General features: G+C 61.2%; 21 protein-coding genes and 2 tRNA genes. 15 read left to right on the top strand and 8 right to left on the bottom strand.

Going from position 1 to position 25,511, the window contains the following annotated elements:
* Positions 1-119: 119 nt before the first annotated feature.
* Positions 120-1,919, bottom strand: a complete 1,800-nt coding sequence (locus tag AC1RNA_RS12595; protein WP_492951330.1) for a PHA/PHB synthase family protein — start codon at positions 1,917-1,919, stop codon at positions 120-122.
* A 178-nt stretch (positions 1,920-2,097) separates the two neighbouring features.
* On the opposite strand from AC1RNA_RS12595, the gene AC1RNA_RS12590 reads away from it, so the two are divergent.
* From AC1RNA_RS12590 to recJ, 6 genes are all read left to right on the top strand, one after another.
* Positions 2,098-2,463, top strand: coding sequence for a hypothetical protein (locus AC1RNA_RS12590; protein ID WP_492951329.1), 366 nt, complete (start codon positions 2,098-2,100; stop codon positions 2,461-2,463).
* Between the two features lie 113 nt (positions 2,464-2,576).
* Complete coding sequence (locus AC1RNA_RS12585; RefSeq protein ID WP_009339389.1) at positions 2,577-3,794, top strand: LL-diaminopimelate aminotransferase; 1,218 nt, start codon at positions 2,577-2,579, stop codon at positions 3,792-3,794.
* Between the two features lie 24 nt (positions 3,795-3,818).
* The gene (locus AC1RNA_RS12580; protein ID WP_492951328.1) at positions 3,819-5,141 is read left to right on the top strand and encodes a homoserine dehydrogenase; all 1,323 of its coding nucleotides are present in this window, start codon (positions 3,819-3,821) and stop codon (positions 5,139-5,141) included.
* A gap of 50 nt (positions 5,142-5,191) precedes the next feature.
* On the top strand, positions 5,192-6,187 hold the full coding sequence (gene glpX / locus AC1RNA_RS12575) for a class II fructose-bisphosphatase (RefSeq protein ID WP_009339391.1): 996 nt from the start codon (positions 5,192-5,194) through the stop codon (positions 6,185-6,187).
* Between the two features lie 19 nt (positions 6,188-6,206).
* Positions 6,207-6,917, top strand: coding sequence for a haloacid dehalogenase type II (locus AC1RNA_RS12570; protein ID WP_492951327.1), 711 nt, complete (start codon positions 6,207-6,209; stop codon positions 6,915-6,917).
* A gap of 61 nt (positions 6,918-6,978) precedes the next feature.
* Complete coding sequence (gene recJ, locus AC1RNA_RS12565; protein ID WP_492951326.1) at positions 6,979-8,820, top strand: single-stranded-DNA-specific exonuclease RecJ; 1,842 nt, start codon at positions 6,979-6,981, stop codon at positions 8,818-8,820.
* Positions 8,821-8,825: 5 nt separating this feature from the next.
* Here recJ and AC1RNA_RS12560 read toward each other — a convergent pair whose 3' ends face one another.
* Together AC1RNA_RS12560 and efp are read right to left on the bottom strand one after the other, a co-directional pair.
* Positions 8,826-10,049 (bottom strand): lytic murein transglycosylase, encoded by a 1,224-nt coding sequence (locus tag AC1RNA_RS12560; RefSeq protein ID WP_492951325.1) that lies wholly within the window; start codon positions 10,047-10,049, stop codon positions 8,826-8,828.
* Positions 10,050-10,129: 80 nt separating this feature from the next.
* Positions 10,130-10,696, bottom strand: a complete 567-nt coding sequence (gene efp / locus AC1RNA_RS12555; RefSeq protein WP_009339395.1) for an elongation factor P — start codon at positions 10,694-10,696, stop codon at positions 10,130-10,132.
* A 141-nt stretch (positions 10,697-10,837) separates the two neighbouring features.
* On the opposite strand from efp, the gene epmA reads away from it, so the two are divergent.
* The 5 genes from epmA (at position 10,838) to AC1RNA_RS12530 (ending at position 13,933) form a co-directional block, all read left to right on the top strand.
* Positions 10,838-11,875 carry an EF-P lysine aminoacylase EpmA gene (gene epmA / locus AC1RNA_RS12550; protein ID WP_492951324.1) on the top strand — a complete coding sequence of 346 codons (1,038 nt, stop codon included), beginning with the start codon at positions 10,838-10,840 and terminating at the stop codon, positions 11,873-11,875.
* Positions 11,860-12,933, top strand: a complete 1,074-nt coding sequence (locus AC1RNA_RS12545) for a lysine-2,3-aminomutase-like protein (protein ID WP_492951323.1) — start codon at positions 11,860-11,862, stop codon at positions 12,931-12,933. Before epmA ends, AC1RNA_RS12545 begins: the two co-directional genes overlap by 16 nt.
* A gap of 34 nt (positions 12,934-12,967) precedes the next feature.
* Positions 12,968-13,249 carry a hypothetical protein gene (locus AC1RNA_RS12540; protein WP_048756152.1) on the top strand — a complete coding sequence of 94 codons (282 nt, stop codon included), beginning with the start codon at positions 12,968-12,970 and terminating at the stop codon, positions 13,247-13,249.
* Between the two features lie 205 nt (positions 13,250-13,454).
* A tRNA-Glu gene (locus AC1RNA_RS12535) sits at positions 13,455-13,529 on the top strand.
* A gap of 68 nt (positions 13,530-13,597) precedes the next feature.
* Entirely contained in the window at positions 13,598-13,933 is a 336-nt protein-coding gene (locus AC1RNA_RS12530) for a hypothetical protein (protein WP_492951322.1), read from the top strand.
* A gap of 191 nt (positions 13,934-14,124) precedes the next feature.
* Here AC1RNA_RS12530 and AC1RNA_RS12525 read toward each other — a convergent pair whose 3' ends face one another.
* Both AC1RNA_RS12525 and AC1RNA_RS12520 read right to left on the bottom strand, forming a co-directional pair.
* Positions 14,125-14,574: a VOC family protein gene (locus AC1RNA_RS12525; protein ID WP_048756150.1), complete on the bottom strand. Its 450-nt coding sequence runs from the start codon at positions 14,572-14,574 to the stop codon at positions 14,125-14,127.
* A gap of 238 nt (positions 14,575-14,812) precedes the next feature.
* Positions 14,813-15,076, bottom strand: a complete 264-nt coding sequence (locus AC1RNA_RS12520; protein WP_492951321.1) for a hypothetical protein — start codon at positions 15,074-15,076, stop codon at positions 14,813-14,815.
* Between the two features lie 311 nt (positions 15,077-15,387).
* On the opposite strand from AC1RNA_RS12520, the gene AC1RNA_RS12515 reads away from it, so the two are divergent.
* From AC1RNA_RS12515 to AC1RNA_RS12505, 3 genes are all read left to right on the top strand, one after another.
* On the top strand, positions 15,388-16,053 hold the full coding sequence (locus AC1RNA_RS12515) for a cold-shock protein (RefSeq protein ID WP_040298275.1): 666 nt from the start codon (positions 15,388-15,390) through the stop codon (positions 16,051-16,053).
* Positions 16,054-16,182: 129 nt separating this feature from the next.
* On the top strand, positions 16,183-16,665 hold the full coding sequence (locus AC1RNA_RS12510; RefSeq protein WP_492951320.1) for a DUF192 domain-containing protein: 483 nt from the start codon (positions 16,183-16,185) through the stop codon (positions 16,663-16,665).
* A gap of 55 nt (positions 16,666-16,720) precedes the next feature.
* Positions 16,721-16,797, top strand: a tRNA-Pro gene (locus AC1RNA_RS12505).
* A gap of 222 nt (positions 16,798-17,019) precedes the next feature.
* On the opposite strand, the gene AC1RNA_RS12500 is transcribed toward AC1RNA_RS12505, so the two are convergent.
* The 3 genes from AC1RNA_RS12500 to AC1RNA_RS12490 form a co-directional block, all read right to left on the bottom strand.
* Positions 17,020-17,409 carry a hypothetical protein gene (locus tag AC1RNA_RS12500; protein WP_009339404.1) on the bottom strand — a complete coding sequence of 130 codons (390 nt, stop codon included), beginning with the start codon at positions 17,407-17,409 and terminating at the stop codon, positions 17,020-17,022.
* A 192-nt stretch (positions 17,410-17,601) separates the two neighbouring features.
* Complete coding sequence (locus AC1RNA_RS12495) at positions 17,602-17,865, bottom strand: hypothetical protein (RefSeq protein WP_492951319.1); 264 nt, start codon at positions 17,863-17,865, stop codon at positions 17,602-17,604.
* A 30-nt stretch (positions 17,866-17,895) separates the two neighbouring features.
* The gene (locus tag AC1RNA_RS12490; RefSeq protein ID WP_492951318.1) at positions 17,896-18,252 is read right to left on the bottom strand and encodes a hypothetical protein; all 357 of its coding nucleotides are present in this window, start codon (positions 18,250-18,252) and stop codon (positions 17,896-17,898) included.
* Here AC1RNA_RS12490 and AC1RNA_RS12485 point away from each other — a divergent pair.
* A complete protein-coding gene (locus AC1RNA_RS12485; protein WP_492951317.1) occupies positions 18,226-25,509 on the top strand; it encodes a DUF5801 repeats-in-toxin domain-containing protein in 7,284 nt (2,427 codons plus the stop codon). The genes AC1RNA_RS12490 and AC1RNA_RS12485 overlap by 27 nt on opposite strands.
* Positions 25,510-25,511 lie beyond the last annotated feature (2 nt).

Here is a 25,511-nt window from a genome sequence, read left to right as displayed (position 1 = left end):
CTGCGAATCTCGCCGGTCATACCCCGGCGCCGATGCCTTGTTCTAGCTGAACTGCGGAACGGGGCCAACAGAACGACAGGTTCTGAAGGGATATCCGGCATCGGGAGGCAGGCGGTCGTTCAGGCGCGCATCCGGACGTAGCTGCCCGGCGCTTCTTCCAGGATCGTCATGGATGCGCCGGCGGTACGGGCGGGAACGGTCTCGGAATCGAGGCCTTCGACCCATGCCCGCCAGTCCGGCCACCACGAGCCCTGATGCTCGGTTGCGCCGTTCATCCACTCTTGAACCGTTTCGGCGGCCGCATTGCCGCCGGTCCAGTACTGATATTTGCCGGAGGCGGGCGGATTGATCACGCCGGCGATATGGCCCGAACCGCTGAGGACGAAGCGAACCGGTCCGCCGAAGAATTGCGAACCGTACAGCACCGATTGCGCGGGCGCGATATGATCGTCCTTGGTCGCTAGGTTGTAGATCGGCGTCTTGATCTTCGACAGATCGAGCCGCGTGTTGTCGAGCACCATTGTGCCGGCCGACAGCCGGTTCTCGAGATAACAGTTGCGCAAGTAAAAGGAATGGTTGGCGCCCGGCATCCGCGTCGCATCGGCATTCCAGAACAAGAGATCAAAACTCGAAGGCTCCTTGCCCTTGAGATAGTTGCTGATGACGTAGGGCCAGATCAGATCGTTCGAGCGCAGCATGTTGAAAGCCATGGCCATGCGCGTGCCGTGCAGGACGCCGGTCTGCTGCATGTCGCGTTCGAGCGCGGAAAGCTGGCTTTCGTCAATATAAACCATCAGGTCGCCGGCATGGGTGAAGTCGACCTGCGCCGCCATGAAGGTGGCGGAGGTGGTGCGCACGCGGCGCTTGTCGGCCAGCCATGCGAGCGTGGTGGCGAGCAGGGTGCCACCGATGCAATAGCCCATGGTGTGGACTTTCATCTCGCCGGTCGCCTTCTCGATCGCGTCCATCGCTGCGAGCGGGCCTTCGCGCATGTAGTCGTCGAAGGTCTTGCCGCCGAGGGACCTGTCCGGGTTGACCCACGAGATCACGAACACCGTCAGGCCCTGATCGACGAGCCATTTGATGAAAGACTTCTTCGGCGTGAGATCGAGAATGTAGTACTTGTTGATCCAGGGCGGCACGATCAGGAGCGGCGTGCGCAACACATGCTCCGTCGTCGGCTCGTACTGTATGAGCTGCATGATCTCGTTCTGGTAGATCACTTTACCCGGCGTCAGAGCGAGATCCTTGCCGATCTCGAATGTCCCGCCAGACTGCCGGATCTTCAGCGTCCCGCCGCCAGCCTGAATGTCCTCGGCCAGCATCTGCATGCCACGGAACAGGTTGTCGCCGCTGCTCGCGATGGTTTCCCGCAGCACTTCGGGATTGGTCAGCACGAAGTTCGACGGCGCAAAGGCGTTGGTGAGCACCTGAACGTAGAATTCGGCTTTCTTGCGGGTATGTGGATCGAGGCCTTCCGCATTTTCCACCAGCTCATGCGCCCATTTCGTCGTGAGCAGATAGAGCTGCATAATGAAATCGAAGAAGTGGTTGGATTTCCACTCCGGATCGGCGAAGCGCTTGTCCTTCGGTGCGGGGGCGATGGTGGGCTCTTCCTCGGCCCCGGCGAGCTTGCGCGAGAACTGGCCCCACAATTCGAGATAGGCTTTGCCAAGCCGCATCTGCACGTCGCTGGCGCGATCTGCATCCGCGAGCCAGTATTCGGCGACCTCGGCGAAAGTCTTGATGACTTCGCCCATTTCACCGGGGGCACGGTTGTTGATGTCGCCGGTCTCACGCGGCTGCAGGAACGCGGAAAGCGCCTTGCCCCCGCTTTCCATGGCGCGGGCCAGATTGAACGCGAACGCATCGGCATCGAAAGGCTTGGTCGTCGGAGTGTCGGTCGGGAGCGCGCTCATGAAGACGATATATCCGCGTGTCGTGACGAAGGATTATTTTGCCTGTCTCTCAGTTAAACGAGCTTCCTTTCCAATAGCTATATGCGTTGCAGCAGATGTCTTGGTTCGGACATATTCGGCCTGCAATGCGCCGCGTCAAAGCGCACAGCCGGAAATTTAACGCTTTTCCGGAATATCGGTGCGCGGACCGCGTTGGAATGGAATTGGCGCGGAATGGAGTGGGGCCAGGTTGATGTGCGTGCTGCGTCACTATGGAAAGCGGGTCTGGATGGGGGCGGCGATGCTGGCGCTTGGCCAGATGCTGGGCGGCTGCGCGTCCCACGTCGCCGATATGCCCGTGGTTGGTCTCCCGGCCAATACGCCCGAGCGGCCCGCTGTCGCGCCCGATTACCTCCCGGTCAATGACACGCTGCCGCCGCGCACGGACACCCCCCTGACTCCCGAGCAGCGCGCCCAGCTCACGCGCGAACTCACGGCGGCGAGGGACCGGCAGGAGGGCGTGAAGGCAAAAGCCTCAAAGACTTCAAATCCCCGCGCAGACTGAATTCCCGCGCTTCTGGCGGGTGGCGCGAACCGAGGTTCGTGTTAGAAGAAGCCATCGCGTCCTCAGTGATTTGCCGTCTGAGGGCCCTTAACCGGGCTCGGAGCCTTGAATCCATGGAAGAATTCTACCGTATTCGCCGTTTGCCACCCTACGTTTTCGAGCAGGTGAATCGGGCCAAGGCTGCCGCGCGCAACGCAGGCGCCGATATTATCGATTTGGGCATGGGGAACCCGGATTTGTCCGCCCCGCCGCACGTCCTGGAGAAGCTCAAGGAGACGCTGGGCAAGCCCCGGACGGACCGCTATTCGGCGTCCAAGGGCATTCCCGGCCTGCGCCGGGCCCAGGCGGGCTATTACGAGCGCCGCTTCGGCGTGAAGCTCAACCCCGAGACCCAGATCATCGCGACGCTGGGCTCCAAGGAGGGTTTCGCCAACATGGCTCAGGCGATCACCTCGCCGGGCGACGTCGTGCTGGTGCCGAACCCGAGCTATCCGATCCATGCGTTCGGCTTCCTGATGGCGGGCGGCGTGATCCGCTCGGTCCCGGCCGAGCCGACACCACAGCTTTTTGCTCATCTGGAGCGCGCGATCATCCATTCGATCCCAAAGCCGATCGCGATGGTGGTCTGCTATCCGTCGAACCCGACGTCTTATGTCGCCTCGCTCGATTTCTACAAGGACCTTGTCGCGTTCGCGAAGAAGCACGAGGTCTTCATCCTGTCCGACCTCGCTTATGCGGAACTCTATTACAACGGCGAGCCGCCACCGTCGGTGTTGCAGGTGCCGGGTGCGATCGACATCGCCGTCGAATTTACCTCTATGTCGAAGACCTATTCCATGGCCGGCTGGCGTATGGGCTTTGCGGTCGGCAACGAGCGGCTGATCGCGGCGCTGACGCGGGTGAAGTCCTATCTCGACTATGGTGCCTTCACGCCGGTTCAGGTCGCGGCCGTGGCGGCGTTGAACGGTCCGCAGGACTGCATTCAGGAGATGCGCGACACCTATCACAAGCGCCGCGATGCGATGGTGGAAGCATTCGGTCGCGCGGGCTGGGATATTCCGCCGCCAGCGGCGTCGATGTTTGCCTGGGCGCCGTTGCCCGAGAAATTCCGCAACATCAGCAGCATGGATTTCGCTACGTTGATGGTCGAGAAATCGGGTGTGGCGGTGTCCCCCGGCTCAGGCTTCGGCGAGCACGGTGAAGGTTTTGTCCGCATCGCGATGGTGGAAAACGAGCAGCGCATCCGTCAGGCGGCCCGAAATATCCGCCGCTTCCTTGAAGCGGGCGTTGAAACATTGCACAACGTGGTTCCTCTCGCCAACCGGCGCTAACTTATCCGGCAGGTCAAACAGAAGATGGTCGCTCCGCTCAGAGTGGGGATTGCGGGGCTCGGCACCGTGGGTGCCGAGGTCGTGGGTCTGATCGAACAACAGAAGCGCGCGTTGTCGCTGCGCTGCGGACGTGGCGTGCGCGTGGTGGCCGTTTCGGCGCGCTCGAAGGCCAAGAAGCGCAAGGTCGATCTCACCGGCATCGCCTGGGCGAGGAATGCGCTTGCGATTGCGACCGACCCGAAGATCGATGTGTTCGTCGAACTGATGGGTGGTTCGGGCGATCCCGCGCTATCTGCCATCGAGGCGGCATTGCGCAGCGGCAAGTCGGTTGTGACCGCGAACAAGGCGCTGATCGCCAAACATGGCTCGCGTCTGGCGGCGCTTGCGGAAAAGCACGGCGGCGCGCTGAACTACGAAGCCGCTGTCGGCGCGGCCATTCCCGTCATCAAAACGCTGCGCGAAGGGCTTGCCGGCACCGGCATTGATCGCGTCTATGGCATCCTCAACGGCACCTGCAACTACATCCTGACGCGGATGGAGCGGGAAGGGCTGTCGTTTGCCGAATGCCTGAAGGATGCGCAGCGGCTCGGTTATGCGGAAGCCAATCCGTCGTTCGACGTCGATGGTCACGACACCGCGCAGAAACTGGCGATCCTCGCGAGTCTTGCGTTCGGCACCAAGGTCAACCAGAGCGCGGTGTACGTCGAGGGCATCTCCTCGATCGCGCCGGAAGATCTGCGTGCTGCCGAAGAGCTGGGCTATCGCGTCAAGCTGCTTGGTGTTGCGGTGAGAACCGAAACCGGCATCGAGCAGCGTGTGCATCCGACCATGGTGCCGCGTACGTCCTCGATTGCACAGGTGATGGACGTGACCAATGCCGTGACCATCGATGGCGATGGCATTCCGCCGATCACGCTGGTCGGCCCCGGCGCAGGTGGTGCGGCAACTGCGTCTGCCGTCGTAGCCGACATCGCGGACATCGCGCGCGGCGTGCGTACGCTGCCGTTCGGTCGCCCTGTTGGCAAACTCAAGGTCACCACGAAAGCGCCGATGAAACGCCACGAAGGTGGCTATTACATTCGTCTGATGGCGCGTGATCTCACCGGCACGGCGGCGACCATCGCCACGCGGCTGGCGGAGCAAAAGATTTCGATCGAGTCGATCGTGCAGCGTCACCCTGACGGTGCGTTCGATGCGGCCAAGGCGAGCGGCAAATCTTCGCCGGTACCGGTCATCCTGATTACCTACGCGACTACGGAGGATGCCGTGCGCCGCGCGTTGCAGGCCGTGCAGCAGGATCGCGTCATCACCGGGCGGCCGCAGGTCATTCGGATCGAGAAGAATTAAAACGATAAGACACATGCCGCCACGAGCGGCAGACGATAGGAGCTTTACTGATGTCGACCATTTCCGTCCCGCCGCAGCTCTTGCTTGAGCGCATCCTGACACTGGAAATTGTGCGCGTGACGGAGCGTGCCGCGGTGTCGGCGGCGCGCCTGCGCGGACATGGCAACGAGAAGGCCGCCGATCAGGCAGCGGTCGATGCGATGCGCCGCGAGTTGAACAAGATTCCAATCAAGGGCACGGTCGTGATCGGCGAGGGCGAGCGCGACGAAGCCCCGATGCTGTTCATCGGTGAGAAGGTCGGCGCCGAGTTCGGGCCGGAAGTCGACATCGCGGTCGATCCGCTGGAAGGCACTACGCTGTGCGCCAAGAGTATGCCGGGTTCGATCGCCACCATGGCGATGGCCGAAGGCGGCACGCTTCTCAATGCGCCCGACGTTTATATGCAGAAGATCGCTGTGGGGCCCGGTTACGCCAAGAACGTGATCGACCTCGACGCGCCGCCGGCCGAGAACATCCGCCGTCTCGCCCGCGCCAAGGACGTGCATCCCTCTGCGATCACCGCACTAATCCTCGACCGTCCGCGCCATGCCGACATCATCAACGCCGTGCGTTCGACCGGTGCCGCGGTGCGCCTCATCACCGACGGCGACGTCGCTGGTGTGATCCACACCGCCGATCCTGAGAACACCGGCGTCGATATTTACATCGGCACCGGTGGCGCACCGGAAGGCGTACTAGCTGCGTCAGCGTTGCGCTGCATCGGCGGCCAGATGCAGTGTCGCCTGATCCTCGATACCGACGAGAAGCGGGAGCGCGCTGCCAAGATGGGGATCAAGGATCCCGGCATGATCTATGGCATTGAGGACATGGTGAAGGGCGACTGCCTGTTTGCTGCAACCGGCGTGACAGACGGCTCGCTGCTGTCCGGTGTTAAGTTCCGCAAGCACACCATCGAAACCGAGACGGTCGTGATGCGTTCCGTCACCGGTACCGTTCGCTACATCAAGGCGGAGCACCGCCAGCTCGAGAAATTCCACCTCGACTGATCAACGCAAGGCCGCAACGATGTCGGACGTGAAAGCACTGCTGTTCGATACGTTCGGCACCATTGTGGACTGGCGCGGCAGCCTGATCGCGGATTTCACCGCATGGGGCGAGGCGAGGGGCCTCACGGCCGATTGGGTCGCGCTGGTCGATGCATGGCGCAGTGCTTATCGCCCCTCTATGGACGAAGTGCGTCGCCATCCCGAGCGCGGCTTTCTCACGCTTGATGAATTGCAGCGTCAGTCGGTCGAACCGCTTGCGGCGCGGCTCGGCATCACAGGACTGACCAAGGACGATTTCCATTATCTGACGCACGGCTGGCATCGCCTGAAGCCGTGGCGGGACAGCGTGCCGGGCCTGACGCGGCTGAAGACCAAGTTCGTTATCTCGCCGCTGTCGAACGGCAATGTCGCGCTGATGACGAACTTGTCCAAGCATGCGGGTCTGCCTTGGGACCTGATCCTATGCGCGGAAATCTTCCAGCGTTACAAGCCGGACCCGGAAACCTATCTCGGCGCGGCAAAACTCCTTGGCCTCAAGCCGGAGCAGGTCATGATGGTGGCGGCGCATAATTACGATCTTATCGCTGCGCGCAGCCTCGGACTGAAAACCGCCTTCGTGCCGCGCGTCACCGAGTACGGACCGCACCAGAAAGAGGATTTCGAAGCCACGAGCGATTGGGACTTCGTGGTTGCGGATATCGAGGATCTGGCCGGCCGGCTGGGTTGCTGACGGCGCGTTTTTCGCGAATCATTGCAACGCTCGCGCACGATCCCTATCTGCGGTCCTCAACATGACGCCTCCTGTCACAGCATTGCCTGTCGAGACCCCGCATGCCTTCCTCGGCGTGGCGCGCTCGGCCACGGGTAAATTGTGGCGCGACCGGCTCGACGCGCGCGGCGCGGCGCAGGCGCTGGCCATCGTGCAGCGCTATCAGTTGCCGGAAATGCTGGCGCGGATCATCGCCGGGCGCGGCATCGACATCGACGCGGTCGAGGATTTTCTGGATCCGACCATCCGCAAGCTGCTGCCCGATCCCTCGACGGTCACGCAGATGGAGGCCGCGGCCAAGCGCATCGCAGATGCGGCGACGCGTGGCGAGATGGTTGCGATCTTCGGAGACTACGACGTGGATGGTGCGACTTCGGCGGCGCTGTTGGCCTGGCATCTGCGCCATTGCGGGCTCGATCCGCTGATTCACATTCCCGATCGGATTTTCGAGGGCTACGGCCCGAATGTCGAGGCGATCCGTTCGCTGTCGTCGCGTGGAGCGAAGCTGCTGGTGACGGTCGATTGCGGCACCACCAGCCTTGAACCGCTCGCGGAGGCGCGCAAGCTCGGCATGGATGTGGTGGTCATCGACCATCATCAATGCGGCGACGAACTGCCCGTCGTCAACGCACTTGTGAACCCGAACCGGCCGGACGATCTGTCGGGACTGGGACATCTCGCGGCGGTCGGCCTCGTATTTGTGACGCTGGTTGCCGTGAACCGCGAGTTGCGCGTGCGCAATTTCTGGACCGCCGAGCGGCCCGAGCCGAACCTGCTCGACATGCTGCATCATGTGGCGCTCGGCACGGTCGCCGACGTGGCGCCGCTGCTGGGGCTCAATCGCGCCTTCGTCGCCAAAGGGCTGATTGCGATGCGCCGCCGCGATCATGTCGGCCACACCGCGCTGATGGATGTCGCGCGCCTCAACGGCCCGCCGGAAGCGTGGCACCTCGGCTTCATGCTCGGGCCCCGTATCAATGCAGGCGGCCGCATCGGTCGCGCCGATCTTGGCGTCCGGCTGTTGCTCGAAGGCGATGTGTCGGAAGCCGCACGCATCGCCGCCGAACTCGATCGGCTGAATGTCGAGCGGCGGCTGATCGAACAGGCCGCTGAGCAGCAGGCCGAAGCGGAGGCTCTGGCCTCGCTCGGGCTGGAAGACAAGGGATCGGTGATCGTCACCGCATCCGAGGGCTGGCACCCGGGCGTGGTCGGCCTTGTGGCATCGCGCCTGAAAGAGAAATTCTCGCGGCCTGCATTCGCCGTGGCGCTGGAGCCGGGCGGCATTGGCACGGGCTCGGGCCGTTCGATTGCGGGCGTCGATCTCGGCAAGGCGGTGCGGGAGGCTGTATCAGAGGGCTTGTTGATGAAGGGCGGGGGCCACGCGATGGCGGCGGGCGTGACACTGAAGAAGGATCGGCTCGCTGAATTCCGCGCCTATCTTGAGCAGAGGCTCGCCGAGGATGTGGCCAAGGCGCGGCATGTCGACGAATTGTTCATCGATGGCGCGGTGAGCGCGCGTGCCGTCACAACCGATTTTGTCGAAACGCTCAATCGCGCGGGACCGTTCGGCACTGGCAATCCCGAGCCGATGATCGCGCTGCCTTCGCACCAGTTGGTCTACGCCGATGAGGTTGGTGGCGCGCACATGCGCGTGCGGTTGAAGTCGGGTGATGGCGCGATGGTCAACGGCATCGCGTTTCGCTCGGTCGGCCAGAAGCTCGGCAATGCGCTCGCGGACAATCGCGGCCAGATCGTGCATGTCGCCGGATCGCTCAGTATCGACCGCTGGCAGGGTGCGGAGCGGGTGCAGTTGCGGATTTCCGACATCGCCGTGCCGGAGCGTGAACCGGTTTCCATCCGATAAGTACGTTACATGCTGCGCAATCGTGCCAGCACCGTGAGCCCGGCATAGCCGTCAGCAGGCAATCCCACCTTGGTCTGAAAGTCCTTTACCGCTTTCATGGTGTCGTTGCCGACACGCCCGTCAGTGCCGCCGGTGTTGAACCCGGCTCTGGTCAGGCGAGTCTGCACTTCCTGAATTTCGGCGAGCGTCAGTGCGCGCTCGGAGCCGGGGAAGGGGTGCCGGAACGGCGGCTCGCCGAGAATGCGGTCGCCAAGGTGGACGATGGCGAGCGCATAGTTCATCGACGGGTTGTAGCTTCTGACTGCGAAGAAGTTTGGTCCGATCAGAAATGAAGGACCGCCATCGACCGGCGTCCACAGCTTCGCCATGTCGTGTGGTCGCGGAAACGGCTTGCCGTCCGCGCGCCTTACGCCTGCCGCCACCCATTGCGCATAGCTGAGGTTTCCCTTTGCGCGGCTGCTGCCGACGACCTCGTAACCCCAGTGCTCGTTGCGGTGATACTTGCCCCGATTGACGAGATAGCGCGCGGTCGAGCCGAGCGCATCGTCCGGCTTGCCGAAGGGCGAAACGCGGCCATCGCCGTCATAGTCGAAGCCGACATTGAGCCAGACTTCCGGCATCCATTGGGTGTGGCCCATCGCACCCGCCCATGAGCCGCGCATTTCCTCCGGCGTGCTCCAGCCGCGCTCGACGATGCGCAGCGCGTTGATGAGCTCGGTTTCCCAATAGGCCTTGCGGCGCGGCGCCCGCCACGCCAATGCGGCGAGCGAGGGAAACACGGGCCGCATGTGGTTCTTCTGGACCAATGGATCGCCGAATGCGCTCTCGACACCCCACAGCGCCAGCAGCGTGCCGCGCTCGACGCCGAAATCGCGTTCGATGCGCGTGAACAGCGCGCCATGCTGGCGCAACGCTTCCTTGCCCGCGCGGATGCGCCAGTCCGAGACGCGACGATTGATGTACTGCCAGAGTTCTTCCTTGAACTCCGGCTGGTTGCCCATCTGCGCGAACACGCTCATGTCGGGCTCGATCCGGCCCATCACGTGCGTGTAGGTGGCGTTTGAAACGCCCTTGGCAAGGGCCTTGGCGCGGAATGACTCCCGCCAGGCATCGAAGCCCGGCGGCGCGTTTGCAAAAGCGGATGTGGACACGAGCGCAAGCGTGCCTGCGCCAAGGAGAAGATCGCGGCGCGTCCATGCGCGCGGAATGCGGGAATCATTCTCGATCATCGGCCCAGTCTAGCGGCGTGAGGCGGGAGCTGCCAAAGCCAAAACCGCGCAGACGCGGGGCCGATAATGTGTAAGGAACCTTAGTCCTTGGCGCGTTCCACGTAAGAGCCGTCTTCCGTCATCACCACGATGCGGGTGCCGACACCGATATGCGGCGGCACGGCGGAACGGACGCCGTTCGACAGCACGGCTGGCTTGTAGGACGACGACGCGGTCTGTCCCTTGGTGACCGGCTCGGTCTCAACCACTTCGAGCGTGATGCGCTGAGGCAGGGTGATCGCCACCGCGACGCCTTCGTGAATCGCGAGCTTCACGGTCAGGTTCTCGGAAAGGTACGGCGCGGAGGTGCCGACGACATCCTTCGGCACCATGAGCTGCTCGTAGCTCTCGTTGTTCATGAAATGGAAGCCGTCATCGTCGGCATAGAGGAAGTTGAAGTCATGATCCTCGACATGCGCGCGCTCGACCTGATCGGTGGTCTTGTAGCGCTCGGAGATCTTCACGCCGTCGCTGATCCGGCGCATTTCGATCTGGCTCACCGGCGTGCCCTTGCCGGGATGGATGTTCTCCGCGCTCAGGACCACATATAGCTTGCCGTCCTGCTCGATGATGTTGCCTTTGCGGATCGAACTTGCGATGACTCTCACGGATCAATTTCCTAATCTGAGGGGCCGGCAGCGGACCCGCGAAGGGGCACGAACGGCGTTTGGGGCGGTTTCGGGCCGCAACATACTGATTTGTCCCGCTGACGCCAGCCCCAAGGGTAGCTTTACGAGCCGATTTTGCTGATGCCGGTTCCCCCCAAAACCTCGCCCTGGTGGGACAGGGACCGCCATCGGGACCGCCGGCCGTTCCTGTGCCAGCGCGCGGCCATTACCCGCGCCGTCCGGGACTGGTTCGGCGCGCAGGACTTTGTCGAGGTCGAGACCGGGATTTTGCAGGTGTCTCCGGGCAATGAGACCCATCTGCATGCCCTGCGAGCCGATCTGCCGGGTGAGGAAGGGCAGATTGCGCGCTATCTGCGCACCTCGCCGGAATTCGCCTGCAAGAAGCTTCTGGCGGCGGGCGAGGACAAGATTGTTGAGTTCGCGAAGGTGTTTCGCGGCCGCGAGGACAGCCCCCTGCATCTGACCGAATTCACCATGCTGGAATGGTACCGGGCCAATGCGCCCTACGAGACCATCATGGCGGATTGCGTCGCCGTGATCGCGCGGGCGGCCGAGGCAGCAGGCACAACGCAGTTCTCATTCCGCGGTCGAATGCTCGATCCTCTCAAACCGCCGCAGCGGCTGACCGTGGCGGAGGCGTTCGAGCGTTTTGCAGGGATCGATCTTCTGGCGACGATTGAAAGCGCACAGGGCAACCGCGATGCGCTGGCGGCACAGGCAGCGGCCAAAACCCATGTCAGCGGCGATGACGACTGGTCGGATATCTTCAGCAAAATATTGACCGCGCATGTCGAGCCGAAACTCGGCGACGGCGTGCTGACGATCCTGCATGAATATCCCTCGCCGGAGGCCGCATTGGCCCGAGTCCAAGCGGGCGATCCTCGCGTCGCGGAGCGGTTCGAGGTTTATGGCTGCGGGGTGGAGCTTGCCAACGGCTTTGGCGAACTGACAGACGCGGCCGAGCAGCGCCGCCGCTTCATCTCTGCCATGGACGAGAAGGAACGGCGCTATCATGAGCGTTATCCGCTCGATGAGGACTTCTTTGCCGCCTTGGCACAAATGCCGCCGGCTTCCGGCGTGGCGCTCGGCTTCGACCGGCTGGTGATGCTGGCGAGTGGCGCAACGCGGCTCGATCAGGTCATATGGGCTCCATCGTGAAACCTTCCACCACGCTGCGGCGGCCAGCCGAACTTGCCGCCCAAAAACTGGTCTCACGCGAAGCGTTGCCCGCGCTGGAAACGGTGGCGGCGCGTTACGCCATCGCCATTACACCCCCCGTTGCGGCGTTGATCGACCCCAACGACCCAAACGATCCGATTGCACGGCAATACGTGCCAAGCACGCAGGAATTGCAGATCGAGCCCGTCGAGCGCCCTGATCCGATCGGTGACAACGCCCGCTCGCCGGTCGAGGGGATCGTGCATCGTTACCCGGACCGCGTGCTGCTCAAGCTCGTGCATGTCTGCGCGGTCTATTGCCGGTTCTGCTTCCGCCGCGAGATGGTGGGGCCGGGCAAGGATTCCGCGCTGTCGGACCATGCTTACGCCAAGGCCATCGATTACATTCGCACGCACTCGGAAATCTGGGAGGTGATCCTGACCGGCGGCGATCCCCTGATGCTGTCGGCGAGGCGGCTGAAGGAGATCGTGAACGACCTTGCCGCCATCCCGCACGTCAAAATCATCCGCTTCCACACCCGCGTGCCGGTCGCCGATCCCGCGCGCATGACGGACGAGGTCGCGGAGGCATTGCATCATCCCGACGTGACGACGTGGGTTGCGCTGCACGCGAACCATCCGCGCGAACTGACGGCCGAGGCCCGCGCGGCTTGCGCGCGGCTGATCGATCGCGGGATTCCGATGGTCAGCCAGTCGGTTTTGTTGCGCGGCGTCAACGATACGGCGGAGACGCTGACGGCCCTGATGCGTGCCTTCGTCGAGTGCCGGATCAAGCCCTATTACCTGCATCACGGCGATCTCGCGCCCGGCACGTCGCACCTGCGAACAACGCTGGAGGAGGGCGAGGCGCTGATGCGGCAGTTGCGCGGACATGTCTCCGGCCTTTGCCAGCCTGACTATGTGCTCGACATTCCTGGCGGTTACGGCAAGATTCCTGTGGGGCCAGCCTATCTGTCGCAGCAACGTGACGGCGAACGGATGCAACCAAGGCGGCTTGTGGACTATTGTGGTGGTGTGCACTCTTATCCACCGGCGTAGCATCGCCGGCACCGATCAGACAAAAGGAGTCGTCATGCGGACATCGGTGAAAACGATAGGATCGTTCTCGGTGCTTGCGATGACCGTGGCCTTGGTGGCTGCATCGGGTGCCTTCGCGCAAAGCGGCCGTAACGCAGCAGGGAGCGGCTCAAACGCTCCCGCCAATTCCACCTTGGGGTCAGGCCCGGTCATGCAAGCGCCGGTCGGGCATTTGCAGCCCCGCCGCGACCCGTCTTTGGGCGATCAGCCTTATCAGGCGACGGCCGAAGAAAAGGCGCTCGACCGCAAGATCAAGAGCATCTGCCGCGGCTGTTGAGACGGCGTTCACCGGCCGGGCGGTATGGCGGAGAAGGGTGCTTGCCGCTGCGGCGAAACGCCATTATACGTTCCCAGCCTTGAGCCGGAGCGCTGTTCCGGCCTTGGGAAAGCCGCAGGCATCGACCACCTAACCCGTTGATCCTGTACGAATTTCCTCGCGAACACCCGCAGCTTGCGCGCTTGGCGCGAAGGCAGCCGGATTCGCTCCCTTCGTCTATCGGTTAGGACGCCACCCTTTCACGGTGGAGAGAGCGGTTCGATTCCGCTAGGGAGCGCCACCTTTTCTCGGATTTTCACGACGATGTGCCGATTGCAGGCGACCCGCGCGCTTTGATAGAGCGAGCCTATGTTGCGTCCGAAACTCGTTGCTCTGGTTACGGTCCTGTCAGCGGCCTGCCTTTTGGCAGGCGTACGCTTGTCATCGGCGGACATCGCGACGGTGCGCTGCGTGATCCAACCCGATGCAAAATCGGCAAGCATCTCCGTCACGAACCCACTGAACAGTGAAGCCTCATGCCGAGCAACATGCGCGTTTGAGACCGCGACTTATGACGACAAGCCGCGCATCACCTGCACCGGCCCGGTTGCTGCAGGCAAAGAGATTGAGCTTTGCGTGATGCATGCGAAAACCAGCCCACTTGTGAAATTTCTCGAAGGCTCAGCCGATTGCCGCAAGCTGTGATGAAAAAAGCCTCGCGCGAGCGAGGCTTTTGGTCAGTGTCCAAAAAACAGCCATAGAAGAATAATCACCGGAATCGGCACTCCCAGTAGCCATAGCAATAGCCCGCGTCCCATCTGGTCCTCCTCGATTAGCGTTCGGTACGAGGAAAACGAGGGGGCTTTATGCATGTTCCGCGATTGCGATACGAATGCCTACCAGTGGCCGGTGTTTTTCATCGACAACCACGGCTCCTGCGGCGGCAGAGCGTTGCCCTTTTGCAGGAGTTCGATCGAGTGCAGATCGGGTGAGCGGATAAAAGCCATCTGTCCGTCGCGCGGCGGGCGATTGATGACAATGCCGAGTTTGGAAAGACGTTCGCAGGTCGCGTAGATGTCGTCGACCTCGTAGGCGAGGTGGCCGAAGAAGCGGTCCTCACCATAAGCCTCCTCATCCCAATTCCAGGTCAGTTCGACAAGCGGTGCGCCGCGTCCCGGCGATTGCTTCACGAGTTCTTCGTCTTCCGGCGCGGCAAGAAAGACCAGCGTGAAGCGGCCCTTTTCGTTCGCCATCCGGTGGGATTCCTTCAGCCCCAACGCGTCGCAGTAAAACTTGAGGGCGGCATCGAGGTTGCGGACGCGAAGCATGGTGTGGAGGTAGCGCATCTTGAAACTTCCGGTTTGCGAGGAAGGGAAGCAGATGATTTATAGCCTCGCCGTCTTCAATTGAAGGGGTGAACGCGGTGGACAACGCGCATGGAAAAGCCCCGCCAGCGGGGACTGGGCGGGGCTTTTTGGGAATGAAGCCTGGGGGAGAGCTTCATATTGTCAACGCGCGTCTCGCGGATTTGTTCCGCCCGTTTCATCTGAAATGATAAAATTGTAATCTGTGCCGCCGGGGCATCTATCGCGCGGACGATGAACGTCGTTGCCGGGCTGGCTCGAAATTCACATCTGTAGCGGTCGTGGAGAGTTGCTCGTCGGTTTCATCAGGCTGGCACGACTGGATGTGATAGCCCTCGTCGAGCACCTGCTTCGGTGCCTTCTTCTCCTCGTCAGTGGGAAGATCGACGACGAGACCCGCTTCCTCGGCTTTCTTCCAAACTTCTTCGCGTGAGCGATAGGCCTTGCTGATCTGCTCACCGTTCGTAAAGAGCGCATAAGGCATGGATACCTCCGTTCGCATCAACGCACGGCACGGTTTTCCGGTTCCCGCCATGGGTGGAGAACAGCCGGACGGGAATGCGGGGCTAATCCGGCGATGGCGTTCTTGATTGACGGTTCATCGAGAACCCGGGATGGATTCGTAGCGGCAAGCTGTTCATAGCTCTTGCCGGATTCGATTTTGGGCTTTTCCGCCTAACGCGGAATGTTATCGTTTCCTTACGCGAATCGCGTCGCAGCATCGTTGAAAGATCATCGATGAGCGCAATCCAGCCGGGCTCGCAGCGCAGGCCTGGCAGCGTGGGGCCCGGAGTCATGGGGACGGACAATTTCGAGTCCAAACGGCTTGCCGAGCAACAGCTCGGAGGTGGTTCAGCATCTCGGCTCGGCTCGCAGGAATTTACCGCACCGCAAGGCCGAAACAACACTGACCCGTTCGCAGGACTGGACGATGGCGCAGCTGCCAATCTGGTCGAGCTCAGCGGCGTCATCAAATGGTTCGACGCCTCGAAAGGCTACGGCTTTATCGTTCCCGACAATGGCTGGCCGGATATTCTCCTACATGTGACGGTGCTGCGGCGCGACGGCTTCCAGACAGCCTATGAGGGCGCGCGGCTGGTGTGTGAATGCGTGCAACGGCAGAAGGGCTATCAGGCTTTTCGCATCCTCTCGATGGATGAATCGACCGCCATTCACCCGGCGCAGATGCTGCCGCCGCGCACCCATGTCAGCGTGACGCCAACAAGCGGGCTCGAGCGCGCACAGGTGAAATGGTTCAACCGCCTGCGCGGGTTCGGCTTCGTGTCGTGCGGCGAGGGCACGCCGGACATCTTCGTTCATATGGAAACGCTGCGCCGCTACGGCATGACCGAATTGCGGCCTGGCCAGTTCGTGCTGGTGCGTTATGGGCCCGGTTCCAAGGGCATGATGGCCGCCGAGATCCAGCCCGAGGTCGGGGCGGGTGGACTGTCGTCCCACTAATTCTGATCTGCCGTTTGCTGGTTTGGCCAGCGGGCGCTTGCGCATCATCCACGTCAACGTGATGAGGCGAAAGCTGACGCCTGCCGGGCGATTTGCTATGGGGCCGCGAGATCAAAACCAAGGCGGCCGATGATGTTTGGAATTCCGGGATTGAGAGCAGGGCGGGCAGCCGTGGCATTACTGGCGCTCAGCCTTGGCTGCGGCCTCGCTGCAAACCCCACGCAGGCTGCGGATATGCAGACGCTGGAGATTGTCACCAAGTCCGGCGTCAAGGTTTTCAACGTCGAGATCGCCAGGACGACCGAGGAGCGCGAGCGGGGCCTGATGTACCGCAAGGAGTTGCCTGACGGGCAGGGCATGCTGTTCGACTTCTCGCCGCAGCAAGAAGTGTCGATGTGGATGAAAAATACCTATGTCTCGCTCGACATGATTTTTATCCGAGCCGATGGCCGAATTCTGCGGATCGCGGAAAACACCAAGCCGCTGTCGGAGCGGATCATCTCATCGGGCGGCCCGGTCAAGGCGGTGCTGGAGGTGGTGGCTGGAACCGCACGGAAGGACGGGATCGCAGCCGGCGACCGGGTTGCGGGACCGTTGTTCGACCGGAATTAAAGGCCCTATCCGATACCTTGCTGGGGTGATGCGAACAGTGTAACCACTGGCGTCCCGGGGTATAGCGTAGCCTGGTAGCGCGGCGGTTTTGGGTACCGCAGGTCGCAGGTTCGAATCCTGCTGCCCCGACCAACTCATCTTAAATCCAAGAATTTCCAGACATCTGGTTGAAAAATCAGATTATTTGGCGTTTAGCTGCGAGCCCGGCAGCGCCATAACGGCGCCTATAGGCTGCCGCCCTGAAAATGGAAAGCACGGAGAAAGCCGCTGGCGATGGCCGCGGCTTGGGCTTGTCGCGCCGAAAATCCGGCTCGCGATCCGAAGCCGGGATCGGCCCCAAGATCAGCCCCAAGATCAGCCCTTGGTGTAGAGCACCGCCGGCGCAGCGGGGTCCAGCGTCTGGCGCGACACGGTGCAGGAGACCGAGGCGTTCTTGTGCAGGAAGAGCAGGGCTTGGTCCTGCATGCCATCGAACCAGATGCCACGGCCGGCATAGCGGTAGCCGACACCCATCGGGATCAGCCGCATCCGCACGGCGCTATGCGGCGCAAGGCTCAGCGTGCCGGTGACGACATCGCCCTCGGGGCTGACCGCGCGCGGGCAGAACGGGTAGTCGCGACCGTTGTCACAGCTCAGGACGAAATCCGCGCAGTTTGCTTTGGCTGGCGTCGCCGTGGTGCAAGCGATTGAAAAGGCAAGAGCAAATAAGGCGGACGAGGCAATGAGAGTGCGTTGAATCATCATAATGAAATCCCCCGCTGGGATTTCTAGCGGAAGTCCTCGCGGACAACAAGCCGGAGTTAACGAACCTTAACGGGCAATCGCCCTTGGGTTGTGTGTGGCGGGCTTAACCCAAACCAGACAATTTGAGGCAAAAGCGCTTGCGTTTTCTTGACGTCGGATCGTTAGAAAGGGATTATTCAGCTTAATGATTTCTTAATTTTTTGAGGGGCCGCAAGGATCGGCTTCCGGGAGGATTTTATGAACGAGCGCGTCTGGATTGCTCAGGCTGACACCACTCCTGTTCAGAACCCTGCTCCTCTCAAAGTTGTAACGGTCGTGAAGCCTGGGAGCGAACAGGCGATCACCATCGATCTTGGCTTCGATCAAAAAACGAAAGTCGATCTCTCGGCGGTCGCGAACGAGAAGATGACGATGGTGCATGTCGGCACCAAACTCATCGTTCTGTTCGACAACCATTCGACGGTGACGATCGAGCCGTTCTTCGATTCAACCGGCAAGCCGCTCGCCAATCTCGATGTCAATCTCGGCGCGGGGCACGATGTCACGGGCGATCAGTTCGCTTCGCTGTTTCCGATCACCGAAGACCAGTCCGTGCTTCCGGCGGCGGGCGGAGTCGGCAGCCCCGCGAGCGGCGCCGACTTCCACAATCCGACGGTCGATCCGCTCGCGATCGGCAATCCGTTGCCGCTGCTTGGGCCGGAGGAACTGGGTAATTTCCAGGTCAACCTTCCACTCGGCCCGCAATCCAACTTCATCGATACCGCGCCGGATATCACGCTGACGCCTGCGGACGTTGATTTGAACGGCCACAACATCGTGGACGAAGCGGGCATCGTTGCGCATATCGGGCAACCGGGCGGCACCGCGGCAGGCAATGGCAGCGCCGTCGCTCACGGCACGTTCGCGCTGAGCGATGTGGACGGCCTTGCCGACATCAAGAGCCTGACCATCAATGGCACGGTGATCGCGATCGCCGATCTGGTCACAGCGACGACGGCGACGCCGATCGTCGGCTCCAATGGCCACGGCACGCTGGTGATCACGGACTATGACCCCACCACCGGCATCGGCCACTACACCTACACGCTCAACACCTCCGTCACCGAGAGCCCCGCTCAGAACAACGGGACCGATACGGTCGCGAACGGTGACTCGTTCACGATCGTGGTGACGGACAACAGCAATATCGCGTCGAATCCCGCGACGCTCCTTGTCGATATCAAGGACGACGTGCCGTCGATCACGGTGAGCCAGAGCGTGCCGACGCTGACGGTGGATGAAAGCTTCCTGCCGAATGGCACCACTCCGGGCCCGGGTCTCGGCCACACCGTCGATACGGCGGATTTTTCTTCCGCGTTCACAGTGGTGGAGGGCGCCGACGGCGGAACGGTCAGTTACGCGCTGACCCTTGTGTCCGGTTCATCCAATCTCATCGATACCGCGACCGGCCAAGCCGTGGTGCTGACGGAGAGCGGCAATACCATCTCCGGTTATGTGACGGGTCACGTGGGTGACTCGAGCTACCTCGTCTTCACGCTGTCTGTCGATGCAGCAAGCGGCAGCGCGACGCTCACGCAGGATCGTGCGGTTCACGAGCTTGATACGAGCAACAACAACGAAGGCATCAGCCTGGACAGCAATCTGGTGACCCTGACGGTCACGGCGACCGACGGGGACGGCGATGTCACCTCGAAGACGCTGGACCTTGGCAGCAGCGTGACTTTCCAGGACGACGGCCCTGTGCTGTTGGCAAATGCTTCCACGACCGCGACTGTCGATGAAGACAATATTCACGACCTGCTGACACATGGCAGCAGCCCGGATTTCTTTGGCGGCACAGACCTGTTGGGCGCTGCGTACACGACAGGCTCGCTGTCAGGTCTGGTGAACTTCGGCGCGGACGGCAAGGGCAGCTTCTCGTTCGTCACCGGCGCTGAACGGACCAGCGCGCTGGCGTCGCTCAACGCCCTCGGCCTGACGTCGCACGGCGAAGCACTCACTTTCAGCATCAGCAATCTGACCGGCGATCTCATCGCGACCACTGGTTCGGGTTTCAACACCCACGTCGTTCTGGATCTGCATTTGTCGTCGAACGGCAGCTATATTGTCCAGTTGTTCGATGCAATCGATCACGACACGCCCCCGGCCAATACTGCTGACGAAAATACAACGCTCCAGGAACACGGGCAGAATACTCAGGTCGATTCCATCGACTTCGGGCAGATCATTCAGGCCACCGATGGCGACGGCGACCACGTCACGCTTGACGGTGCGTTCAACGTGAAGGTCATCGACGACGTCCCGCATGTTTCATTGTCGACCAATCCTATTGTCTATGTCGGAATCGATGAATCCGCAGGTTCGCAGGATGGATTCCTTGGCTTGCCGCCGAACGACACGACCTCCAGTTCGGTCCGCAATATTTTCGCGACGTTTGAAGCTACCCATGCCGGGACCGACCTCGGCAACGATACCGATATTGCGCATGCGGTGGCGGGTTCGCCCGCGATTGCCTACGCGCACGGGGCGGGGCCGCTTGTCATCCCCAACATCGCCGGCGGTGCCGACGGCGTGTCGTCCATTGCCTACTCGCTACAGGTTCCCTCGACTGGTGTGTATTCGGGCGTTCAGACCACCGATGGGCATAACATCTATCTGTATGAAGACGCTGCGACGGGCCTGATCGTGGGCCGCGTTGGCGGCACTGATCCAGCCCACAACGACGCCAATGCCAATGGCACCATCGCCTTCGCCATCGCGATCGAGTCGGATGGTGATATCGACATCGCGCAGTATCTGTCGCTGAAGGAATTCGACACCAGCAAGAACAACGAAACAGTTTCACTTGCCGACGGCGCGATTCAGGCGAAAGTCATCGTCACCGATGGCGATGGTGACACCGCCTCCGATACGACCAACATCGGCAGCCATATTCTGTTCTACGACGATGGTCCGAGCGTATCGGTTGCCGCGGTCTCGGATGCGAATGTGGTGATCACGACCTATGACATTTTGGGCGGCAGCGATTCCTCGACGGCTCTCTTTGGCTCACTGTTCACGGCAACGCCGACTTATGGCGCGGACGGTGAGGGCTCGGGCCCGGCCTGGAGCTACAGCCTGAATATCAATGGTTTCGGAAACCATGTGAACTCCGGTCTGACGGCCATAGTTGGGGGCAAGATCTATCTGGCCGAACTGTCCGACGGAACGATCGTCGGCTACACCGGCTCGCAGGCGCCGCACAGCATCGACAGCTCTGTTGTGTTCTCGATATCGGTTGACGGCAACGGCACCGTGACGCTGACGCAGTACGCGGCGATCAACCATGGGTCCGGCGACCTGGCCTCGCTCGCTGACAGCCTCATTCAGTTGACGGCGTCGGCAAACGTGACGGACGGCGATGGCGATGGAGGGAGCGGAAGCAAGACCATTAACATTGGAGCCAACCTCCACTTCCAGGACACGATGCCGTCTGCCGGCTCCAATAATACCGTCAAGCTCGACGACGAAACCGCTGTCCATACCTATGCCACTCAGAATGCGGGTGGCACGGGTGACGTCCCAGCCTCAAACACCACGGGCACGCTTGCGCACACATTTGGTGCCGATGGTGCGGGTTCGGTCCTGCTGCAAAGTGCGACCCTGCCGGCAAACGAGGGCTTTACACAGGTCGTCACTAACGGCGGCAAGACCCTGACGATCTATCAGGAGCAGAACGGCCATACGGTTGCGGTTGTCCAGGTCTCGCTGACCGATTCCACCTCTGGCAATTACACCGTCACCGAACTGAACCCGATCTTCCAGCCGACGCACAGCACGACCGAGGACAACGTCCAGTTCACCGTCAACTACCAGGTGACGGACGGCGATAGCGATGCTGCTCCGGGCAGCTTCCTGATTTCCGTGAATGACGACACGCCGACGCTCGGTGCCATCGAGTCGATCACGGTCAGCGATAACGCCATCCATACCGGCACGATCGCGTTCAGCGCTGGCGCGGACGGCGTGGGCACGGGAGTTCTTTCCGGTACACCGCCGGCCAACCTGACATCGGGCGGGCAGGCCGTGCATTACTGGGTCAGCGCCGACGGGCACACCCTGATCGGCTATACCGGCAGCGCACCGTCAGGCAGCGATCAGCCTGATCCGAGCCATCAAGTGTTTGTGCTGACGCTTAATGCCAACGATCAAGGGTATTCGTATCAGCAGATTCAGGAATTCGACAACGCACACACGACCACCGACTTTATCGGCAATTCTAATTTTAGTTATCCGAATGCGCCGAATGGCGAAGTGGACGTGACATATAGCGGTGGCACGATCGCGAAGGTGACCGGCTCCGGGAGCGTCAATGGCTCGAGCACAGGCTGGGGCATCGGCAGCGATACTTTCACGGGTGCCGACCACCTGCACTTCGATTTCAAGCAATCCGATACCGGCACGGCGACGAGCAGCGTCACCTACAGCTTCCATAAAGACGGCAGCGTCGATTATGTCGTGCATTACTCCGACGGCACCTCTGACACTGTTTCTGGCTATGCGGCCACGAAGGACGGCACTCTGACGCTCACCGCGCCAACCGGTGCCACAATCGATTCCGTCGACTTCACCGGCAACGCGGGCACACCCAATGGCGGCTTCAAGATTGTGCTTGATGGCGCTGATGTCGACACCACCACGACTTCGCCGACGAGCGATCTTGGATTCCACGTCGCGCTGACCGATGGCGACGGCGATGCCGTCGGCGGCGATTTCACTGTCACGGCCCAGAACAACACGCCGCCGACAATCGATGTGCACCCGACGGACCCGACCAACCCGCTCGACGCCCATAACCTCGTGAACGAGGCCGGGTTGCCGGTCATCGGCTCGGACGCAAACGCGGACAGCGAGACCACGCACGGCACGATTCATCTGTTCGACGCGGACGGCACCTCTACCATTCAGTCGTTGACGGTGACTCTGGGCGGGTCGTCCCAGCAGGTGAATATTGCAGACATCACCGGCAGCACTGGCCACACGTTCGACTTCACCAGCGGCAACGCGCACGGCACGCTGACCATCACCAACTACGATTCGAGCACCGGAGACGCCGATTACACCTACACGCTGACCAAGCCGGTTGACGAGACGACAGCGAACAACGGCGCCGACATTATCACCGACGGCGACACCTTCACGCTGACGGTGACCGATGGCAGCGGCGCGACCGGCAATGCTACGCTGGACATCGATATCAAGGATGACATCCCGAGTTCCCCCGCGCTTCAGACGGCTACCGTTCAGGCCGGTGACGCTGCCGGGCACTTCAATGTCGCGTTCGTGCTCGATTTCTCGCAGAGCATCAGCAACAGCGATTTCACCACCATGCTCGCGGCCGTCAAGGAAGCTGGCGACAAGCTGTTTGCGAACGGCGGTCAGGGCGCGGTGACGGTTGTTGACTTTGCCGAAGGCGCTCACACGGTTGGCACGTTCACGACCCAGAGCGCGTTCGACAACGCGATGGCGGCTGTCGTCAGGGGGAATGACATCCGTGGCACGGACTACACGGATGGCGTCAATCAACTGATGAACCATTCCAGTTTTGATCCGACGCAGCCGAACAGCCAGGTGTTCTTCGTCAGCGACGGTGCGCCGAACGAGGATCTGGGTACGGGTGGTGCATCCCTGAGTGACAGCACGGCGGCGGCCTGGCAGTCGTACGTCACGGATAACCACATCCACGTCGAAGTCTTCGGCGTGGGCGACGCGATCAACAGCAACAACAACCAGCTCAAGCTGGAGCAGATCGACGTTGACGGTCACACCGACTATCACGACGTTACGGGCTTTGATTCACTCGCCGATCAACTCACGGCGAGTGCCAGCGGCGGCAATGTGACGGGCAACATCCTGCACAACGTCGATTCCAGCATCATCTATGCTGACTTCGGCGCTGACGGCCCCGGCAATGGCGGCGGCATCCAGTCGATCACGGTGACGACGGCGGCCGATGGTCCGGTGACGTTCACATACAACGCCGCAACCAACACCATTGTTGGCGGCAACAGCTTCGACCAGCAGGGCAACAGCACTCTCAGTGTCGATACCGAATATGGGCATCTGAGCTTCAACTTCGCGACCGGCGATTACAGCTTCTCGGCCGCGAATACGACGACCGGCCACACCGAGGTTATCGGCTATACGGTGGTGGATGGTGATGGCGACACCGCTACGGGCGAGATCGATATCAATATCGTGCCACCGCCGCCGTCGCTGACTGTTTCGGATACCTCCGCAACCGAAGGCAGCTCCGAGATTTTCACCATCAACCTGTCCCATGCGGCGAGCGGACCTGTTGATGTGACGCTGTTGCTGACCAACGGCACCGCGGGAAATACCGATTACGATACGAATGCCAATCATCTTTTCGTCAACTACAATGACGGCAATGGATTTGTGGCCGTCGGGGCAGGTGGTGTCATTCATATTCCGACAGGCACGACGAGCGTTGAAGTCAGCGTTGGAACCACCAACGACTCCTTGGTGGAATCCAACGAGAACTTCACGCTGACCGCGACCGTTACGTCGGGCAACACCACCAACACGTCCAGCACCGGCACGGCGACGATCGTGGATAATGATCATGCGCCGACGATCGACGCCGATAATCTCTCGGTCGTGTCGAATTACGGAGCCAACCTGTTCACGGTCACGGACGCTGCGTTCCTGCATTATGCGTCGGACGCGGATGGCAATACGCTGACGATTACCGATGCGAGCGGGTCTGTGTTTACCAACCTCTCGCACAGCGGATCGGCGATCACGATCGACGACAACGACACGTCCAACTCGCCGCCCGATACGTTCACCTTCACGGTGAGCGATGGCTTTAACCCGATCACAAGCGATCCGGTGACCTACAGACAGGATACGAGCGGCGCAATTGATGGCACCAACAACGATGACATCATCGTCGCGGCCGCCATTCAGCAGACGACGATCGGATTTAATAGCGGCGGATACGATGTTGGTGACGTGGTTTCACTTACCGTCGACGGCCACACCTACAGCTACACTGTGGAATCCGGTCATACTTCAGCCGAGCAGGTCTATGACGCGCTGAAGAGCGTGAGCGTGAATGGCGTGACGCTGGCCCATAGCCTCGATGCTGATGGCGTCTCATGGGCGAACAACCTGACCAGCAACGCTGTGACGCTGACCGGCGCGCCGGACGCGGATTTCACGGTGACGTCAGGGATAAACAACGTTGCCCAGATTCACACCTACGCGATTGATTTTAAGGACAACATTAGCGGATTCAGCAATAGCAGCACTGAGACGATCAAGCTTGTGATCGATGGCGTGACTTATTCCAGCGACGGAACCCACGGAGGATTTTCAGATAATAGCCGTTTCGATAACACGGCGAACGATCTCCTGGGCAAGATCGAGAGCAGCATCGCGAGCGTGACCACTGACAGTTGGTACGATACTACTAACAATACATTCCACATCTACTCCACCTCGGCTCTTTCGATTACGTCGGCGACATCGACGGCGTCGAACGACACCAGCGGTGATATTGGTTCGGATCAGACGCTGAATTCCACGCAACCGGCACCCTCAGTCACCACTACCGACGGCGCAACGCTGAACGGCAATGGTGGTGACGATTATCTGATCGGCAGTCATGGCAGCGACACCCTGACCGGCGGGACAGGCAACGACCAACTGTATGGCGGTGACGGATCCGATATTTTCAAGTGGCAATCCGGCGATCTGGCATCCGGCAGCGTCGATACCATTCTGGACTTCCAGACTGGTACGGGTAGCGGCGATCACGACACGCTTGATCTGTCGGCTCTGTTGTCTGGCTATAGCGCGTCTCAGGCGGCGAGCCACGTTCGGTTCCAATACGACGACGGACAAAGCTCGCTTGCGAGCGCAGGATCGCCCCATTCCGATAACGGCGATGTCACCGTCCAGGTCAATTTGAGTGGCAATACGTGGACAAACGTAGCGGTGTTGCACGATACAGGTGCAAATCTGACGTCTGGCAGCGACGCCATCCAGATGATCCTGAACAGCACGCAGGGCGTTCAGACGTACCACGTTTAAAA

The organism is Afipia sp. GW821-FHT14H12, assembly GCF_058803465.1.
Note: the sequence above shows the minus strand (reverse complement) of the source record. Positions and strands in the feature narration are given on the sequence as shown.

What these genes read in the sequence shown, in the direction of transcription:
- AC1RNA_RS12580 (WP_492951328.1), top strand. Translation starts at nt 3,819, where the DNA reads ATGGTCGCTCCGCTCAGAGTGGGGATTGCGGGGCTCGGCACCGTGGGT.
- AC1RNA_RS12560 (WP_492951325.1), bottom strand. Translation starts at nt 10,049, where the DNA reads ATGATCGAGAATGATTCCCGCATTCCGCGCGCATGGACGCGCCGCGAT.
- recJ (WP_492951326.1), top strand. Translation starts at nt 6,979, where the DNA reads ATGACGCCTCCTGTCACAGCATTGCCTGTCGAGACCCCGCATGCCTTC.
- AC1RNA_RS12520 (WP_492951321.1), bottom strand. Translation starts at nt 15,076, where the DNA reads ATGCCTTATGCGCTCTTTACGAACGGTGAGCAGATCAGCAAGGCCTAT.
- AC1RNA_RS12500 (WP_009339404.1), bottom strand. Translation starts at nt 17,409, where the DNA reads ATGATGATTCAACGCACTCTCATTGCCTCGTCCGCCTTATTTGCTCTT.
- AC1RNA_RS12510 (WP_492951320.1), top strand. Translation starts at nt 16,183, where the DNA reads ATGATGTTTGGAATTCCGGGATTGAGAGCAGGGCGGGCAGCCGTGGCA.
- AC1RNA_RS12595 (WP_492951330.1), bottom strand. Translation starts at nt 1,919, where the DNA reads ATGAGCGCGCTCCCGACCGACACTCCGACGACCAAGCCTTTCGATGCC.
- AC1RNA_RS12585 (WP_009339389.1), top strand. Translation starts at nt 2,577, where the DNA reads ATGGAAGAATTCTACCGTATTCGCCGTTTGCCACCCTACGTTTTCGAG.
- AC1RNA_RS12490 (WP_492951318.1), bottom strand. Translation starts at nt 18,252, where the DNA reads ATGCGCAACGATGCCCGCTTCGTCCACGATGTTGTGGCCGTTCAAATC.
- AC1RNA_RS12545 (WP_492951323.1), top strand. Translation starts at nt 11,860, where the DNA reads ATGGGCTCCATCGTGAAACCTTCCACCACGCTGCGGCGGCCAGCCGAA.
- AC1RNA_RS12525 (WP_048756150.1), bottom strand. Translation starts at nt 14,574, where the DNA reads ATGCGCTACCTCCACACCATGCTTCGCGTCCGCAACCTCGATGCCGCC.
- glpX (WP_009339391.1), top strand. Translation starts at nt 5,192, where the DNA reads ATGTCGACCATTTCCGTCCCGCCGCAGCTCTTGCTTGAGCGCATCCTG.
- AC1RNA_RS12515 (WP_040298275.1), top strand. Translation starts at nt 15,388, where the DNA reads ATGGGGACGGACAATTTCGAGTCCAAACGGCTTGCCGAGCAACAGCTC.
- AC1RNA_RS12530 (WP_492951322.1), top strand. Translation starts at nt 13,598, where the DNA reads ATGTTGCGTCCGAAACTCGTTGCTCTGGTTACGGTCCTGTCAGCGGCC.
- epmA (WP_492951324.1), top strand. Translation starts at nt 10,838, where the DNA reads ATGCCGGTTCCCCCCAAAACCTCGCCCTGGTGGGACAGGGACCGCCAT.
- AC1RNA_RS12540 (WP_048756152.1), top strand. Translation starts at nt 12,968, where the DNA reads ATGCGGACATCGGTGAAAACGATAGGATCGTTCTCGGTGCTTGCGATG.
- AC1RNA_RS12495 (WP_492951319.1), bottom strand. Translation starts at nt 17,865, where the DNA reads ATGGTTGTCGAACAGAACGATGAGTTTGGTGCCGACATGCACCATCGT.
- AC1RNA_RS12570 (WP_492951327.1), top strand. Translation starts at nt 6,207, where the DNA reads ATGTCGGACGTGAAAGCACTGCTGTTCGATACGTTCGGCACCATTGTG.